General features: G+C 70.4%; 14 protein-coding genes and 1 pseudogene. 6 read left to right on the top strand and 9 right to left on the bottom strand.

Annotated elements, in window-relative coordinates; genetic code table 11:
* Positions 1 to 124 precede the first annotated feature (124 nt).
* The gene (locus U4E84_RS10280) at positions 125 to 742 is read right to left on the bottom strand and encodes a uracil-DNA glycosylase (protein ID WP_322532001.1); all 618 of its coding nucleotides are present in this window, start codon (positions 740 to 742) and stop codon (positions 125 to 127) included.
* A gap of 80 nt (positions 743 to 822) precedes the next feature.
* Here U4E84_RS10280 and U4E84_RS10285 point away from each other — a divergent pair, with 80 nt between their 5' ends.
* On the top strand, positions 823 to 1,272 hold the full coding sequence (locus U4E84_RS10285; RefSeq protein WP_322532002.1) for an acyl-CoA thioesterase: 450 nt from the start codon (positions 823 to 825) through the stop codon (positions 1,270 to 1,272).
* A 210-nt stretch (positions 1,273 to 1,482) separates the two neighbouring features.
* Positions 1,483 to 3,249 (top strand): L-lactate permease, encoded by a 1,767-nt coding sequence (locus U4E84_RS10290; protein WP_322532003.1) that lies wholly within the window; start codon positions 1,483 to 1,485, stop codon positions 3,247 to 3,249.
* Between the two features lie 120 nt (positions 3,250 to 3,369).
* On the opposite strand, the gene U4E84_RS10295 is transcribed toward U4E84_RS10290, so the two are convergent.
* On the bottom strand, positions 3,370 to 6,471 hold the full coding sequence (locus U4E84_RS10295) for an FAD-linked oxidase C-terminal domain-containing protein (protein WP_322532004.1): 3,102 nt from the start codon (positions 6,469 to 6,471) through the stop codon (positions 3,370 to 3,372).
* 264 nt (positions 6,472 to 6,735) lie between these two features.
* Here U4E84_RS10295 and U4E84_RS10300 point away from each other — a divergent pair, with 264 nt between their 5' ends.
* Positions 6,736 to 7,104, top strand: coding sequence for a VOC family protein (locus tag U4E84_RS10300; protein WP_322532005.1), 369 nt, complete (start codon positions 6,736 to 6,738; stop codon positions 7,102 to 7,104).
* Between the two features lie 142 nt (positions 7,105 to 7,246).
* Here U4E84_RS10300 and U4E84_RS10305 read toward each other — a convergent pair whose 3' ends face one another.
* The 3 genes and pseudogenes from U4E84_RS10305 to U4E84_RS10315 form a co-directional block, all read right to left on the bottom strand.
* The gene (locus U4E84_RS10305; RefSeq protein WP_322532006.1) at positions 7,247 to 8,158 is read right to left on the bottom strand and encodes a CoA ester lyase; all 912 of its coding nucleotides are present in this window, start codon (positions 8,156 to 8,158) and stop codon (positions 7,247 to 7,249) included.
* A 127-nt stretch (positions 8,159 to 8,285) separates the two neighbouring features.
* Positions 8,286 to 8,408 (bottom strand): annotated as a pseudogene (locus U4E84_RS10310) (IMP dehydrogenase); the annotation flags it as partial.
* Entirely contained in the window at positions 8,405 to 9,391 is a 987-nt protein-coding gene (locus U4E84_RS10315; RefSeq protein WP_322532007.1) for a bile acid:sodium symporter family protein, read from the bottom strand. The pseudogene U4E84_RS10310 and the gene U4E84_RS10315, both read right to left, overlap by 4 nt.
* A gap of 285 nt (positions 9,392 to 9,676) precedes the next feature.
* Between U4E84_RS10315 and U4E84_RS10320 the strand changes: the two genes are divergently transcribed.
* Positions 9,677 to 12,019: a type II/IV secretion system ATPase subunit gene (locus U4E84_RS10320; RefSeq protein WP_322532008.1), complete on the top strand. Its 2,343-nt coding sequence runs from the start codon at positions 9,677 to 9,679 to the stop codon at positions 12,017 to 12,019.
* Positions 12,016 to 13,989 (top strand): type II secretion system F family protein, encoded by a 1,974-nt coding sequence (locus tag U4E84_RS10325; protein WP_322532009.1) that lies wholly within the window; start codon positions 12,016 to 12,018, stop codon positions 13,987 to 13,989. Before U4E84_RS10320 ends, U4E84_RS10325 begins: the two co-directional genes overlap by 4 nt.
* Before the next feature lie 59 nt (positions 13,990 to 14,048).
* Here the strand turns inward: U4E84_RS10325 and U4E84_RS10330 are convergent, their stop codons facing one another.
* Positions 14,049 to 14,321 carry a HalOD1 output domain-containing protein gene (locus U4E84_RS10330; RefSeq protein WP_322532010.1) on the bottom strand — a complete coding sequence of 91 codons (273 nt, stop codon included), beginning with the start codon at positions 14,319 to 14,321 and terminating at the stop codon, positions 14,049 to 14,051.
* Between the two features lie 310 nt (positions 14,322 to 14,631).
* On the opposite strand from U4E84_RS10330, the gene U4E84_RS10335 reads away from it, so the two are divergent.
* The gene (locus U4E84_RS10335) at positions 14,632 to 15,015 is read left to right on the top strand and encodes a low molecular weight phosphatase family protein (protein ID WP_345785506.1); all 384 of its coding nucleotides are present in this window, start codon (positions 14,632 to 14,634) and stop codon (positions 15,013 to 15,015) included.
* Positions 15,016 to 15,075: 60 nt separating this feature from the next.
* Here U4E84_RS10335 and hcsS read toward each other — a convergent pair whose 3' ends face one another.
* The 3 genes from hcsS to U4E84_RS10350 all read right to left on the bottom strand — a co-directional run.
* Positions 15,076 to 15,294, bottom strand: coding sequence for a halo-CC-star protein HcsS (gene hcsS / locus U4E84_RS10340; protein ID WP_322532012.1), 219 nt, complete (start codon positions 15,292 to 15,294; stop codon positions 15,076 to 15,078).
* Complete coding sequence (gene hcsL / locus U4E84_RS10345; RefSeq protein WP_322532013.1) at positions 15,285 to 15,689, bottom strand: halo-CC-star protein HcsL; 405 nt, start codon at positions 15,687 to 15,689, stop codon at positions 15,285 to 15,287. The genes hcsS and hcsL overlap by 10 nt, the downstream gene beginning before the upstream one ends.
* Positions 15,686 to 15,922 (bottom strand): ArsA-related P-loop ATPase (locus U4E84_RS10350; protein ID WP_322532014.1); only part of this gene is annotated, 237 nt, incomplete at its 5' end. The genes hcsL and U4E84_RS10350, both read right to left, overlap by 4 nt.

Consider the following 15,922-nt stretch of genomic DNA (forward strand, 5'->3'; position numbering starts at 1 on the left):
ACGTCCCCTCCGGGGGGGACGGAAAAGTCGGTTTCCCTTGCGACAGTCGAACGCGGGCGCGCCGACGCCGGTTCGGCGCGCGAGCCGCGAGCTCGGAACGCCGGCGGAGGCGGCGCTCGCGGGGTCAGTACTCGCCGAGCCGCGACTGCCCGCTCCCCCCGGCCGCGCCGCCGGCGCCGCTCAGTTCGCCCGCCCGAGCGATCGCCTCGAAGAAGCCGTCGCGCTGGCTCCGGTCGTACAGCGTCGCGGCAGGGTGGACAGAGAGGAGGACGCGCCGCGAGGCGTCCGCGACCCGAGCGTCGACGACGTCGCCCGACTCCGCGGTGATCGCCACCGACCGGCCGAGCAGGTGCTCGCTCGGCACCTTCCCCAGCGTCACGATCAGCTCGGGGTCCAGCCGGTCGATCTCGCGTTCGAGGTGGCCGCGGCAGTTCGCCAGCTCCTCGGCCGTCGGGTCGCGGTTGTCCGGGGGGCGACACCGCACGCAGTTGGTGATCCGCACGTCCGCGCGCGCGAGACCGGCGTCCCGCAGCGCCTCGTCGAGCACGTCTCCCGACCGCCCGACGAACGGTTCGCCCCGTTCGTCCTCGTTCGCGCCCGGGCCCTCACCGACGAAGAGCAGGTCGGCGTCGGTCGGTCCGACCCCGTTGACGATCCGGCTTCGCGACTCGACCAGCGCCGGACAGCGCTCGCACGACGGCACCCGGAGGTCGGCGTCGAGCGCGTCCCCGTTCTCGGTCATGCGTTCCGCTCCGTGCGGGGCCGACATAAGTCCGTCCAGTCCGGCGACGCCCCTTTCTCCGGGGGGCGTGTGGGTCCGCCATGCCATCGGTCAGCGACACCTACATCGAGAACCGCCAGCGGGTCCAGCCGACGCACACGAACAACTACGAGGCCGCCCACGGGGGCAACGTCGTCAAGTGGATGGACGAGATCGGCGCGATGTCGGCGATGCGCGCCGCCGGAGAGACGTGCGTCACGGCCAAGATCAACGGGCTCGACTTCAAGCGACCGGTGCCGCAGGGCGACACCTGCCTCGTCGAGTCGTACGTGTACGCGGTCGGGCGAACGAGCCTCCGCACGCGGATACGCGCGTACCGCGAGTCGCCCCGCACCGGCGAGCGCGAGGTGACAACCGAGTCGTACTTCGTGTTCGTCGCGGTCGACGCGGACGGGCGTCCCACGCCCGTGCCGGAGCTGACGGTCGACGGCGACCGCTGCCGGGAGCTCCGCGACGCCGCGCTCGACGCCGAGCCCGACGAGGACCGCTAGCGACGGGGTCCCGGCGAGCCGTGCCTGAGTGGCGGATAGCTGATACGAACGCGCCGCGCGCCACGAGAACCGCACGAGTGCGAGACGAGACGGAATGATTAGCTTTTATAACTAATGACTGTGATGTACCTCGCGTTCCATGTGGGTGATAACCTGTCACATGAGTCGGCGACGGAATCGAGTAAACGGACACGGCCGGAGGGGTGACGCATGACAACTGGGATCAACGTCGCGATCGCCGCGCTGCCGCTGCTTCTCGCGGGGGTTCTCCTGGTCGGACTCCTCTGGCCGGCCACCCGCGCGATGCCCATCGCGTGGGTCACGGCCATGGTGGTCGGATACGCCGCGTGGAACATGCCACCGAACTGGCTGTTCGCGGCGTCCGGCGTCGGGGTGATGACCGCGATCGAGATCCTCTGGATCGTATTCGGCGCGCTCGTGCTCCTGTACACGCTGATGGAAGCGGGGGCGTTCGACCGGATCAACCGCGGGTTCACGACGGTCAGCGACGACAGGCGCGTACAGATCGTGTTGATCGCGTTCTTCATGGCGACGTTCATCGAGGGCGCGGCCGGGTTCGGGACGCCGGCCGCGGTCGTCGCGCCGCTGCTCCTGGGACTCGGCTTCCCGGCGCTGGCGGCGGTCGTCGCCGGGATCATCGGCCACATCATCGCCGTCACGTACGGCGCGGTGGGGACGCCGATCATCGTCGGCATCCAGGACCCGCTCGGCGACGTCGAGTTCACCCGCACCGCGATCGAGGAGGGCGGGATGACCGTCCAGGAGTTCTCGGTCGAGGTGGCCGCGTGGGCGGCGACGTACCACGCGCTGGTCGGGTTCGTGATGCCGCTTTTCGCGGTCGGGATGGTCGTCTACTTCTTCGGCGATCCGGACGACCGGTCGTTGGCGCCGGCCTGGGAGGTCGCGCCGCTCTGCCTGCTGTCGGGGATCGCCTTCGCGGTGCCGTACTGGATCTCGGCGTGGTTCCTCACGGCCGAGTTCCCGTCGCTCATCGGGTCGATGGTGGGCGGCGCGATCATGCTGAGCATCCTGCGCGCGGGGTACCTCCTGCCCGACGACGAGTGGGACTTCCCCGAGCGCGAGAAGTGGGCCGACCACTGGGTCGGCTCGATCGAGCCGGGACAGTCGAACGGGAACGGTCAGAGCGCCGAGAGTCGCGGCGGCGTCTCGCCAGAGAGCGAGGCGGCTGACCTCAGCGGCGGGGAGGACATGTCGCTGCTGAAGGCATGGTCGCCGTACATCCTGCTCGTGATCCTGCTCGTGGTCACGCGGGCGGTCGACCCGGTCTCGACGTTCATCAACCAGGACGTCTTCATCGTCACCGTCAACGAGATGTTCGGAACCAGTCTCGGCGGAGCCGTGGCGTGGATGAACGTGCCGGGCTTCTGGCTGCTCGTGAGCGCCGTGCTCGCGGTCCCGATCTTCGGCATGTCCGGACAGGAGGTCGGTGAAGCGTGGAAGGAGGCCGCCCGGAAGATCGTCTCCCCGTTCATCGCGCTCGTGTTCGTCATCGCGATGGTGCAGGTGATGCTCCAGTCCGGTGCGCACCCCGGCAACACGCCGGGTGACGTCAGCATGATCGTCCTGCTCGCGCAGACGACTGCCGACCTCCTCGGTCCCGCCTATCCCGCCTTCGCGTCGCTCATCGGTGCGCTCGGCGCGGCGATGGCCGGGTCGAACACCGTCTCGAACATCACGTTCGGCGCGTTCCAGTTCGAGGCGGCGACGCAGCTCGGGCTCCCGCGGACGATCATCGTCGGCGCGCAGGCCGTCGGCGGCGCCATCGGGAACCTCGTCGCGATCCACAACCTCGTCGCCGCGCTGGCGACGGTCGGCCTCCTCGGACAGGAGGGCCGTGTGATGCGGCTGAACCTGATCCCGCTGCTGTACTACGCGACCGGGGTCGGACTGCTGGCGCTGCTGTTCAGCTACGTGCTGTTCCCCGCCGTGTTCTGAGCGCGGGAACGGCGCGACGGTGCGGTCTTTTTTTTTATCGGCGTCGACGGCGACGAGAGCGGCCGGATCGCGGAGTGGCGGACGAAACCGCAAAAAAGCAGCTGGGGCGACGGCGCCGACTCAGTCGTCGGCGGGCGACGGGCTCATCGCGCCGGCGGCGCCCGCGTCGGCGACGGCGTCGGCCGCCGGCCCGGTCACCGCGTCGGCGACCTTCTCGATCGGGTGCGGCGGGTTCTCGGCGTCGGCGTCGCGGTCGCCGAGCTGTGAGCGGCAGGATGCGCCGGGCGCGGTCACCGTCTCCCCGTCGCTCTCGTCGACCTGGTCGAAGAGGATCCGGCCGATCGCCTTCGAGATGTCGTAGTGCTCCGACTCGTAGCCGAACGACCCGGCCATGCCACAGCAGGAGGAGTCGAGGGGGTCGACGTCGTAGCCGGCGCGCCGGAGCACGCCGACCGCGTGGTGGTCCTTGTTCGTCGCCTTCTGGTTGCAGTGCCCGTGGTAGGTGAGCGTCTCCGCGGGCGCGTCGAAGGCCAGCCGCTCGTCGACGCGGCCGGCGTCGAGGTACTCCAAGACGCCGTAGGCGGCGGCCGACACCGCCTCGACGTCCTCGCCGTCGAGGAGGTCGAGGTACTCGTCCTGGAACATCACCGCGTCCGAGGGCTCGACGAAGACGACCGACTGCCCGTCGCGGACGCGGGGCGCGAGCGCCGCGACGTTGGCCTCGGCGCGCTCGTGGGCCACGTCGAGGAACCCGGTCGAGAACGCCGCGCGGCCCGAGGGCGCGAGGTCGTCCGGCACCTCCACGCGGACGCCCGCCGCCTCCAGCACCTCGACGGCGGCCTTCCCGGCGGCCGGGTAGCTGTAGTTGGTGTACGTGTCGGGGAACAGCACGACTGTGTCGACGGCCTCCTCGGGGTCGACCGTCGACCCGCCGCGCGAGGCGAACCACTCCTCGAAGCTCTCGGAGCGGAACGTCGGCAGCTCGCGGTCGGGGGCGATGCCGGCGACCGCGTCCATCACCGCGCGGGCGCCGGGGATCTTCGTCGCCGCGTTCGAGATCGGCGCGAGCGTGCTCCCGAGCGCCGAGAAGCGGTCGATGTCCCGGAAGATCCGCTCGCGGAAGCCGGCCCCTTCCTTCTTGTGGTGCTCGTGTTTCACCTCGGCTTTGAGCTTCGCCAGGTCGACGCCGGTCGGGCAGTCGCTCTTACAGCCCTTGCAGCCGACGCAGAGCCCGAGCACCTCCTCCTGGAACCGGTCGGAGTGGATCTCGTCCTCGTCCAGTTCGCCGCTGATGGCGGCCCGGAGCATGTTCGCACGGCCGCGGGTCGCCTGGATCTCCTCCTCTGAGGCGCGGTAGGTCGGACACATCACGCCGGAGTCGACCTCCCGGCAGGTGCCACAGCCGTTACACAGCTCGACGAGGTGCGAGAAGCCGCCCTCGTCTTCGAAATCGAGCGTCGTCTGCGGCTCGATCGACTGGTAGGCGGGCCCGTACCGGAGGTTCTCGCGCATGTCCGTGTCGGCGGCGGTCTCGGGGTAGCCCCGCTCGGCGGCAGTGTCCCCGTCAACGTAGACGACCTTCCCGGGGTTCATCCGCCACTCGGGGTCGAACGTCGACTTGAGCTCCTGGAACGCGCTCCACAGCTGCTCGCCGTACATCTTCGGGTTGAACTCGGTGCGCGCGAGCCCGTCGCCGTGCTCGCCGGAGAAGGCGCCGTGGTGCTCCAACACGAGGTCGGTGACGTCCTCGGAGATGGAGTGCATCTTCTCGACGCCCTCCTCCTCTTTCAGCGAGAGGATCGGCCGGATGTGGAGGGTGCCGGACCCGGCGTGCGCGAAGTACGCCGCCGAGGTGCCGTGGTCGGTGAGGACCTCCTCGAACTGTCCGACGTACTCCGCGAGCTCCTCGGGCGGCACCGTCGCGTCCTCGATGAACGGGTACGGCTTCGGGTCGCCCTTCATGCCCATCAACAGCGGGATGGCCGCCTTCCGGAGCTTCCAGACGTCGGCCTGGTCCTCGGGCGTGTACGCCTCCAGCACGTCGAAGGCGTCGCCCTCGTCGACGAAGTGGGCGTTCGTGTCGGCGATCGCCGCCTCGAAGTCGTCGACCAGCTCCGAGTCCCACTCCAGCATGAGCGCCGCGGCCGCGCGGTCCGGGATCGGCTCCGCGTACTGGGCGAACTCCGTGGAGCCGGCCGCCAGCGAGAACACCTCGTCGTCCATCAGCTCCACCGCGCTCACCGGGAACTCCAGCGCCTCCGGAACCGCCTTCATCGCGTCGACCAGCGAGTCGAAGGTGTACAGCGCGAGCGCCGTCTCCTCCGGGCGGGTAACGAGCGACACCTCGGCCTCGACGATCGTGCCGAGCGTCCCCTCCGCGCCGACGAACAGCTTCGAGAGGTTGATGACTTCCTCGCCGTCGTCGTTCTCGTAGATCACCTTGTGGAGGTTGTACCCCGAGACGGAGCGCTTGAGGTTCGGGTACTTCTCGTCGATCTCCGCCTCGTTCTCCTCGACGAGCCGCCGGACGGTCTCGTACAGCGCGGCCTCGCGGTCGTCCTTCTCCACGATCTCCTCGTACTCCGGCGAGTCAAGGACGACCTCGCGAGTCTCGATGAGCGAGCCGTCCGCGAGGACGACTTTCAGCTCCTCCGTGTACGCGTCGGTGATCCCGTACCGCACCGAGTGCGCCCCCGTCGAGTTGTTGCCGATCCCGCCGACGACGGTCGCGCGCGCCGAGGAGGCCGGGTCGGGCGCGAACTTGAGTCCGTCCTCGGCCAGCCGGTCGTCGAGGTGGTCCTGGACGACGCCGGGCTGGACCACCGCGCGGCGGTCGTCGGGCCGCACCTCGACGATCTCGTCCATGTACCGCGAGAAGTCGAGCACGACGCAGCCGGGGCCGACCGTCTGTCCGCCCAGCGAGGAGCCCGCGCCTCGCGGGATGACGGGGACCTCGTGGTCGGCCGCGACCCGCATCGTCGCCTGCACGTCCTCGACCGACCGCGGCGTCACGACGCCGGCCGGACGCGCCTGGTAGATGCTGCCGTCCGTCGCGTACAGCACCTGCGCGTACTCGTCGAACTGGACCTCGCCGCCGACGCGCTCGCGGAGGTCCTCCGCGAGCGCTCGATACGCGGGGACGTCCGGCCGATCGTGGCCGAGCGCCGCCGCCGACGTGTCCAGGTCGGACGCGCCACTCCCTCTCGTGGGTTCGGTTGCCATGTTACAACTCCGGGTCGAAAAGAGGATAAATCCTTTGTTAAAAACCAATATGATCGGGAGTCGGCGGCGACGGCCGACAGTCCCGCCGTTCCGCTTTTTTCGTCGGACGATACGCCCTGAACTATTGTCGCAGCGTCGGGGGGCGCGCGCCGGAAGCACGCGCCGGTCCCGTCGGCGCGGGTTCGGGCCCTTCGGGAGCGCGTCGGTCCCGCGGAGCGCGTCGGTCCCGATCGGATTTATTGTGTCGCCGGGTGAGTCCCGCACATGGAGATACTCCACACGTGTCTCAACGTGGCCGACGCCGACCGCACCGCAGACTGGTACGTCGAGCAGCTCGGATTCGAGCGCTCCTGGGAGTTCACGACCGCCGACGGCGACACGCGCAACGTGTACGTCGCCGACGACGCCGGCGTCGAGTTCCAGCTGTCCGACACCGACGGCGAGGAGCCGAGCGAGGACGGCGACCGGTACGACCACGTGGCCGTCGGCGTTGACGACGTCGACGCGGCGTTCGAGGCGATCGACCACCACGGCGTCGTGAAGGAGCCGGGCGACCAGCCGGAGGCCGGCGCGCGCACCGCGTTCGTGAAGGACCCCGACGGCCACGCCGTCGAGCTGATCGAGCCGCTGTAAGCGGAGTCGTCGAGCGACGGGCGGTTTTTCGCCGGTGAGGCGTCAGGCGCTCCCGACCGAGAGCGCCGCCGCCCCCCGACGCGAGCGACGCCGAAAAAACGGTGGATCGGAAGTCGAACGAGTCGAGCGCGCGACCGGCCGATTACAGGATGCCGGCTGCCTTCGCCGTCTCGACGATGTCCTGGGCCATCTTGTTGGTCGCCTCGTCGACCATCTGACCGTCGACGCTCACGGCGCCCTTGCCCTCCTCCATCGCCTCGGCGTAGGCGTCGACGATGCGCTTGGCGCGTTCGGCGGTCTCCGGGTCCGGGGCGAACACTTCGTTGCCGATCTCGATCTGCGACGGGTGGATCGCCCACTTGCCGTCACAGCCGATCATGTTGGCGTTCTCGGCGGACTCGCGGAACCCGTCGGCGTCCTCGATGTCGGCGTACGGGCCGTCGAGACACGGCAGGCCGGCGGACTTCGCCGCGGCGTTACACTCGGAGAGGGCGTGGTGCCAGTAGTGGCCCGGATACTCCGGGAACTGGCCGATGTCGAGTCCGGGCGTCCCCATCGCCGCGGAGTAGTCGCCCGGTCCGAAGATGATCGACGAGAGCCGGTCGGAGGCGTGGGCGATCTCGTGGACGTTGTGCATCCCCTCGCCGTCTTCGATCTGGGGTTCGAGGCCGATGCCGCCGACCTCCAGGCCGTTGTTCACCTCGACCTGTTCGAGGAGGTTCTCGACGGTGTGGATGTCGCTGGCCGACTTCACCTTCGGGACGATGATGTCGTCGATGTGCTCGCCGGCCTCGCCGACGACCGTGATCAGGTCGTCGTACCACCACTTGGTGTCGATGCCGTTCATCCGGAAGCTGAGGACCTTGCCGCTCCAGTCCTCCTCCTTGGCCGCCTTGATGAGCGGCTCGCGCGCGTCCGGCTTCGCGTTCGGGGCCACGGAGTCTTCGAGATCGAGAAACACCTCGTCGGCGTCGCTGCCGGCCGCCGAGTGCATCATCTTCTCGTCGCTCGCGGGCGTTGCAAGCTGCGTCCGGCGAAGAGTGACGTCAGTCATATAGCGGCTCTATGACGCTCGTCCATGAAAATAAAGCTACCTCACGCGGGGGTATTTTCTCTGAGTCGGAACCGAGTGAACGTCTCGACCGGGGCACCGATCGGCCGGGCTGTCCTCACGCGGGCGATCAGGGCTCGACCAGCACCTTGATCGCCTCGCGCTCGTCCATCATCCGGTACCCCTCGGCGACCTCGTCGAGGGAGACGGTCTCCGTGAACACCGGGGCGGGATCGAGCGTCCCCCGGCTCAGTCGGCGCCCACCGCCGGCTCGTACTCGGCGATCGGCTCGCCGTCGCTCCGGGTGAAGAACGTCGCCAGCGCCGGTCCCGACACGTTGTGCCAGACGCTGAAGAGCGCGGGGATCAGCGCCGCGATCGGGTCGAAGAAGGCGGTCGCGAGCGCGACGGCCAGCCCGCTGTTCTGGAGGCCGACCTCGAACGCGCACGCGCGGGCCCGGTCCTCGGTCATCCCGGTCAGCTTGCCGATCCCGTACCCGGCCCCGAGGCCGAGTCCGTTGTGGAGGACGACGGCGACGGCGACGAGCGTGCCCGCGGTGAGGATGTTCTCGACGTTGAGCCCGACGACGGCGGCCACGATGGCGACGATGGCGAGGACGCTGATCGCCGGGAACACCGAGAGCCCGGCCTTCGCCGCGGTCGGCGCGTATCGGTCGAGGAGGAGCCGGAGGACGAGCCCCGCGACGACGGGCACGAGGACGACCCAAATGATGGTCTCCGACAGCTGCGCGAAGGTGACCGAGATCTGCTCGCCGGCGAGCACGACGATCCACGCCGGCATCACGAGCGGGGCGGCGATCGTGGTCACGGTCGTGATCGTCACCGACAGCGCGACGTCGCCCCGACCGAGGTACGTCATCACGTTCGAGGCGGTCCCGCCCGGGGCCGCGCCGACGAGGATCAGCCCGACGCCGACCTCCCACGGGAGCCCGAGGACGACGACGAGCGCGTACGCGAGCGTCGGCATCACGAGCCACTGGGCCGCCGCGCCGATCGCCACGTCCCGCGGGCGCTCGACGATGCGCTTGAAGTCGTCAGGGGTGAGCGTCAACCCCATCCCGAGCATGATGATCCCCAAGAGGGGCGTGATGTACTCGGCGATGGGCGTGAACGCCGACGGGGCGTACAGCGCGGCCCCGGAGGCGACGAGGACCCAGAGGACGAAGTACTTGCTCGTGAACTCTCCCACCTGTTCGAGTCGGTCGAGTGTAGACATCTCGTTGGTCTTTCAGCAAGGGAATAAAAGAGCCATCAGTTCGGGCAACGTTTTCTGGCACCCTCGGCGGACCGGTCGCGCGAACGACGGGGTGCGCGCTGACGAGGACCGCGGCGTTTCTCGGAAACGGCGGTCGTCGACGTTTCCCGGAGCTGAAACGTCGTGTCAGAACAGATATGAAAACTTAACTCGGGGCGACCGTCACCCGCGAACGAGCCGACCGATGACGCCCCGCAGCGACGCAGACGCAGCGCAGCACCGACCGACGACGGCGCGAGGCGAGCCGTGAGCGACGGGCCGACGCTCCGGATCGTCGACGACGCGGACGACGACCCCGGCGGCGCGGTGCCCGCACCGGTCCCGCCGGACGACCCCGAGGCGTGGTACGCGCCCGACGTGCGGGCGCAGTACGAGGCCGCACCGGGCGTCGTCGCGACGGTCCGCGAGCGCGACGGCGGGCGGTTCGGGTACGACGTCCGCGAACCGCCGCTGTCGCCCGCGGACGAGCGGGCGCTGGAGCGCGTCCGCGACCACTTCTCCGCGGTCCGACACCGCCGACCGCTCACGCGCGTCGGGGTCGTCGAGCGGGCGGAGGCGGGGTTCGAGCCGAAGTACGACCGCGCGCTCGACCGACTGCTTGACGCGAGCGCCGCCGCGCGGCGCCGGGTCGACTACCACGCCCTGCGGGACCTCCGGCTGCTCGGCGAGCTGACCCCCCTCGCCCTGGACGGCCGGATCGAGGTGGCCGACGTGGGCGACGAGCGCGAGCTGGTCGTCCACACGGAGACGTTCGCGCCCCTGGAAACCGGGGTGGACGCCGACGCCGAGTACGTCGAACGCGTCGCCGCCGAGCGCCTCGCCCAGTACGCGGTCGAGTTCGCCGGGCTCTCCGTCGACGTGGTCGTCTACCGCGAGCGGCTGTTGGGCTCCGATGCGTTCGAGACGAAGTACGCCGTGCTCGAACCCGACCTCCTCCCCGGCGACGAGGCGCTGATCGAGGAGTGCAAAGCGCGGATCTGGGAGACGACCGTGAACGGCGTCGTCGACGACCGCGAGGCGTTCGTCGCCGAACACGCCCGCCGGTTCCTCTCGCGACGGCTCACCGCGCGCAACACCCGGGCGTGGCTCGACGCGGCGGTCCACCGGGTCCGCGCCGCGCTCGCCGACCGCGGGCTCGCCGTGCCGCCGGTGGACTCCCGGTACGCCCGCGACCGCCTCGACGACCTGGCGTACTACGTCCTCCGCGACTTCGTCGGCGAGGGGATCCTCACGGTGCCGATCCGGGACCCGAACCTGGAGGACGTCGAGGCGAACCGCGTCGGCGAGCGCGTGAAGGTCGTCCCGCGCGCGTCCGTGCTCCGGGGTACAGACGGCGAACCCGACCGCGACGGCCCGGCCCCGGACGCCGGAACCCGCGTCCCAACCAACCTCGCGTTCGCGGACGAGACGACGTTCGTAAACGTCGTCACGGAGCTGGCGGCCCGCGACGGGACCGAGCTCAACGCCTCGACGCCCTCGGCGAAGGTGAACCTCGATATCGGCGGCGTCGACGAGACGATCCGGTGTGCGGTGGCGTTGCCCGTCATCTCCGCGGACGGCCCGCACGTCTCGATCCGGAAGCAGCGCGCGGACGCGATGACGCCGGTCGACCTGGTCGACCGCGGGACGCTGTCGGCGGAGCTGGTGACGCTGCTGTGGCTGTGCTACGAGCACCGCGGCGTCGTCCTCTTCGCCGGGCCCACCGGCGTGGGGAAGACCACCCTGCTCAACGCCCACACGCCGTTCATCCCGTTCGACGACCGGCCGGTGTCGATCGACGAGGGGTCCCGCGAGGTCCGGCTTCCGCACGAGACGGGCGTGTCGCTCACGACCCGCGACCACGAGGAGGCGTACAAGGCGGTGAGCATGTCGGAGCTGATGGCCGAGGCCAACTACCTCAACCCCGACGTCGAGGTGATCGCCGAGGTCAACACGCCGGCGAGCTTCGAGACGTTCGCGGAGACGCTGAACACGGGACACGGCGTGATCGGCACCACCCACGCCGAGGACGTCGAGGCGCTCGTCAACCGCGTGATCGAACGCGGGCTCCCGCCGTACCTCCTGCGGGAGATCGACCTCGTCGTCTTCCCCCGACAGGTCGGCGGCGAGCGGTACGTCTCGCGGGCGGTCGAGCTGCTCTCGGCCGACGAGTACGAGGCGCTCGACCCGGAGGCGAAGCGGAGTCCGACCGGGAACCCCAAGCACGGCGGCGCCGGCGTCGTCGACAAGGGCGGAGCGGCGGTGTACCACAACACGGTCGCGTGGCGCGACGCCGACGGTGAATTCCGGTTCCCCGGCGCGCCCGAGACCGCCGAACCGACCGCCGCTGGCGAGGGACCGCGCCTCCACGTCCTCGCCCGAATCGCGGACCACACCGACCGCGGGGTCGACGCCGTGGCGGCGGAGTTCGTCTCCAAGCGCCGGTACGTCGAGTACCTCGTTCGGGAGGGCGTCGACGACTTCGACGCGCTGTTCGAGTTCCTCGCCGACCTCCGGACCGACGAGGCCGCGACGGTCGAGCGCGCGGCGCGGACGCTGGGGGAGGCGACCGGGGAGACCGAGAGGGCCGGCGGGCGGGGTGAGCCGTGAGGGGGGCGCCGACGACCGACGCCGACGAGGGAGCCGGCGAGGGCGGCCGGGCCGCCGACCCCGGCCGGACCGCCGACGCCGCCGAGGCCGACGGGTTCCTCCGGAGCGGTCGACTCACGGTGGTCGACCGGGTGCTGTACGCGCTGTTCGCGCGCCACGCGAGCGACCGCCGCCACGACGCCGACCGGAAGCGGTACCGCGGGACCGCGCTGGACACGGGGTTCGAGACGTACCTGTCGCGGGCGTACGGGCTCTCGTGGCTCGTCGCGCTCGCCGTCGCCGGTCCGACGCTCCTCGTCGCGCTCGGGACGATCCCCGACCTGCTCGCGGCCGCCGCAGCCCGGCTCGGCGGCGCGGCGGCGGCCGTGCTCGGAGCGCTCCCGGCGGGAGGGGTCGCCGTCGCGCTCGCCGCGTTCGCGGGCGTCCTCGCGAAGCGGGCGACGGTGCGGCTCGGCGGGCTCCACCTCCGGTGGCTCACGGCGACGCGCCGGACCGACATCGAGCGGACGCTCCCGGCGGCGGTCCGGTACCTCGAACTCCTGGCGTCCGGGAGCGACGGCCCCCGAGAGATGGTGGCGAAGACTGCCGCGAGCGACGCGTACGGCGGGACGGCGACCTCGCTGCGGAAGGCGCTCAACGCGGCGCGGCTCGCCGGGAGCCTCGACGAGGGGCTCCGTCGGGTCGCCCGCGACACGCCCTCGCGAGAGCTGCTCGCGCCGTTCCTGCTGAAGTTCCGCAAGCACGCCGCGACCGGCGACGAGGCCCTGGCGGCGTACCTCCGAACGGAGAGCCGCATGCTCACCCACCGGCAGGACCGGGCCCGCAAGCGCGCCAGGCGGTTCCTGGAGCTGCTCACCGAGCTGTTCGTCGCCGTGCTGGTGTTGCCGGCCCTGCTCGTCATCGGCGCGACCGCGCTCACCGTCGTGGTCCCCGAGCTGCTCCCGCCGGTCGACACGCCGGTCGGCGTGGTGCCGACGCGGGCGGTCGTGCTCTACGGCGCGGTCGGCTTCCTCGTCGCGTTCGGGCTCGCGGCCGCGGTGGCGGTCGGGACGCTGCGGCCGCCGAGCCAACGCGCGAGCTACGACCTGCCCGGGTCCCCCCGCCGTATCGCCGCCTCGGCCGGCCGCAACCCGACGAGCGCCGCGGTCGTCTGCGCGCCGCCGACCGCCCTGCTGGCGGTCGGGCTCGCGGTCGCCGACTACACGCTCGTCAACGTCGTGCTGCTCTCGTACGCCGCGTTCGCGGTGCCCGTCGGCGTCGTCGCGGTCAGGCGAACCCGGATCGACGACGCGAAGGACCGGGAGCTGGCCGACTTCGTCCACGCCGTCTCCGGGCACGTCGCGTCCGGTCGCCCGTTCCCGGACGCGGTCGCGGCCGTCGCCCGCGACGTCGACCTCGGGGTGCTCGACGACGACGTGGCCGCCCTCGCGTTCGCGCTGGGGTCGACGACGGCCACGGGGGGAGAGGGAGAGCCGCCCGACGTCCGCGCGGCCGCCATCGGTCGGTTCGTCGACCGCGTGGGGACGCCGCTCGCGGACGGCACGCTGGGGCTCGTCACGGGCGCCCTGAACGCCGGCAGCGACGCCGACGCCGTCTTCGAGACGCTCCGGATCGAGGTTGGGCAGCTGTACAGCGAGCAGCGGGCGCTCCGCTCGTCGATGCACCCGTACGTCGCGGTCGGCTGGGCCGCGGCCACGCTGGTCGCGGGCGTCGTCGCCGTCGTCAACACGCAGGTGATCGACGCCGCCCGGCTCGCGGAGCTCGCCGCCGCCACCGACCTCGTCACGGAGCCCGAGACGGTCCACCCGGAGCTCGAGCGCTTCCGGCTGTACGTCGTCACGCAGGCGACGATGCTCGCGTCGGGCTGGTTCGCCGGCACCGCCTCTCGCGGGCGCTACGAGGCGCTGTTGCACTCCGGACTGCTCGTCGCGACCTGTTACGCCGTGTTTACCGTCGGCGGGCTGCTGTGAGCCACCTCGAGGTCAAGCCCCGAGGCGCTCGCCTCGTAGCCGTGTCCCGTGGGTCGCCGTCACTCGCCGAAATAGACCGTGTTCCGTCGGTCTGGGTCCCCGTTCTGGATCGGGCGAACGTACACCGTGTTGTCCGAGTGGACGAGAATTCTGTGAGCGGCATACGAGAACGTGACCGTCACGTCGTGGGATCGGTCCTCCGTGACGATCGCCGCTAACCCCTCGAGATCGATCGACCGAGAGAGCGGGGGTAGCTCCTCGATCGGCGTGTTCAACTCCTCGGAAACGGCCTCGGCGATGGTCACGAGCGGTTCCTCTGAGGACCCTGTCATGGGATCACCATCGAGACACCCCCACATAGTAACAGCCACCGTATCGAGTATATCCCGAGATTACTCAAAACGGTATGCTGAGGTTTCGTACGTCAGTCTAAGACGGTTGTACGGAAATGGCTCAACGAGGTCCCTCGGTTCGGCTCTCGGTACCGCTGGAGAGGGCTCCATAGGGCTCCATCGGGCTCGATATCGGTTCGGAGGAACGACTATACCGACGCCTCCCGCATGTCGGGTCGTGATCCAACACAGCGAGCGGGGGAACCACCGCGTCGCGTTCGTCTGCGTCCAGAACGCGGGGCGGAGCCAGATGGCGGCCGCGTTCGCCGAGCGCGAGCGCGACCGTCGAGACGCGGCCGATCGGATCGAGGTCGTCACCGGCGGGACGCGGCCCGCCGACCGCGTCCACGACGTCGTCGTCGAGGCGATGAGAGAGCTGGACGTCGACCTGCGCGACCGAACGCCGCGTGAGGTGACGCCCGAGGAGTTGCAGGCGATGGACCTCGTCGTCACGATGGGCTGTTCGGCGTCGGACGTGTGCCCCGCGGCGTGGAACGGCGAGAACCGCGACTGGGGGCTCGACGACCCCCACGGGCGTCCGATCGAGGAGGTTCGCGAGATCCGCGACGAGATCGAAGCGCGCGTCGTCGCGCTGTTCGACGAGCTCCTGTCGGAGACGCCGTCCGCGGGGTGACGCGGGCGCGGGAGCGGGTGGGCGGCGCTCCGACCGATCGTCGGCCGCTGTCGAGCCGCGCTAACAGCAGTCGTCGGCGCCGCAGACGCTGCCGTAGTCGATCCCGGTCTCGTCGCCGATCGCCTCGTTGCACTGCATCACCATCGTCGTGAACGCGAACTCCGACGACGACTCCTTCGCCGTCGCGAGCGCCTCGCCGAGCGCCTCCGCGGCCGCGACGACCTCTTCGTCGGTGGCTCCGTCCGCATCGGAATTCTGCTCCGAGGCGCTCAACAGCATCCACCTCCGACTGACCGCGCGAACTCCTCGCCGATCTCGTCGCTGACCGCGTCGTTCGTCCGCTGGAAAAGCTCCATCAGGTCGTCCTGTGCGGCCTGTTGACGCTGGATAATCTCGCTGTCTGACAGCTCCGACTGGAGTCCTTTCAGCTCCGCCATGACCGACTCGTCGAAGCCCTCGCACTGCAGCTGGCGTTGTTTCTGCCGGTACTCGCGGAGCAGCGCCATCGCGTCGGCGTCCGCCTGTAGCGCCTCGTCGGCCGCGACGAACCGCCGATACGTCTCCGACTCGCGAAGGGCGTCGAGGAATTCGCGGAGCGCCGTCTCGACGTTCGCTTCCGCGCTTCCGGCGTCGGAATCACTGGGTGCGTCGTCCGAATCCTGCGCGTCGCTCACGAGCGGGTCACCTCCGGCGCGTCTGTCCCGGCGACCTCCGCCAGCCCCGTGATCGCCTCACCGAACGCGCTCAGTTCGTCGAGCCCGATCGGCTCCTCGCGTCGGAGCGGCGCCAACATCAGCGGCGCGTCGAACCGGTCGCGGATCTCCTCGAGGTACCCCGCCTGCTGGGCGCGGCGGTTCGCGAAGAAGGCGTTGTCGCCGTACTCCCCGGGGAGGAGGTAGTTGGCGAC

The organism is Halorubrum sp. AD140 (assembly GCF_034497445.1).
In the GTDB taxonomy this organism is placed as follows: domain Archaea; phylum Halobacteriota; class Halobacteria; order Halobacteriales; family Haloferacaceae; genus Halorubrum.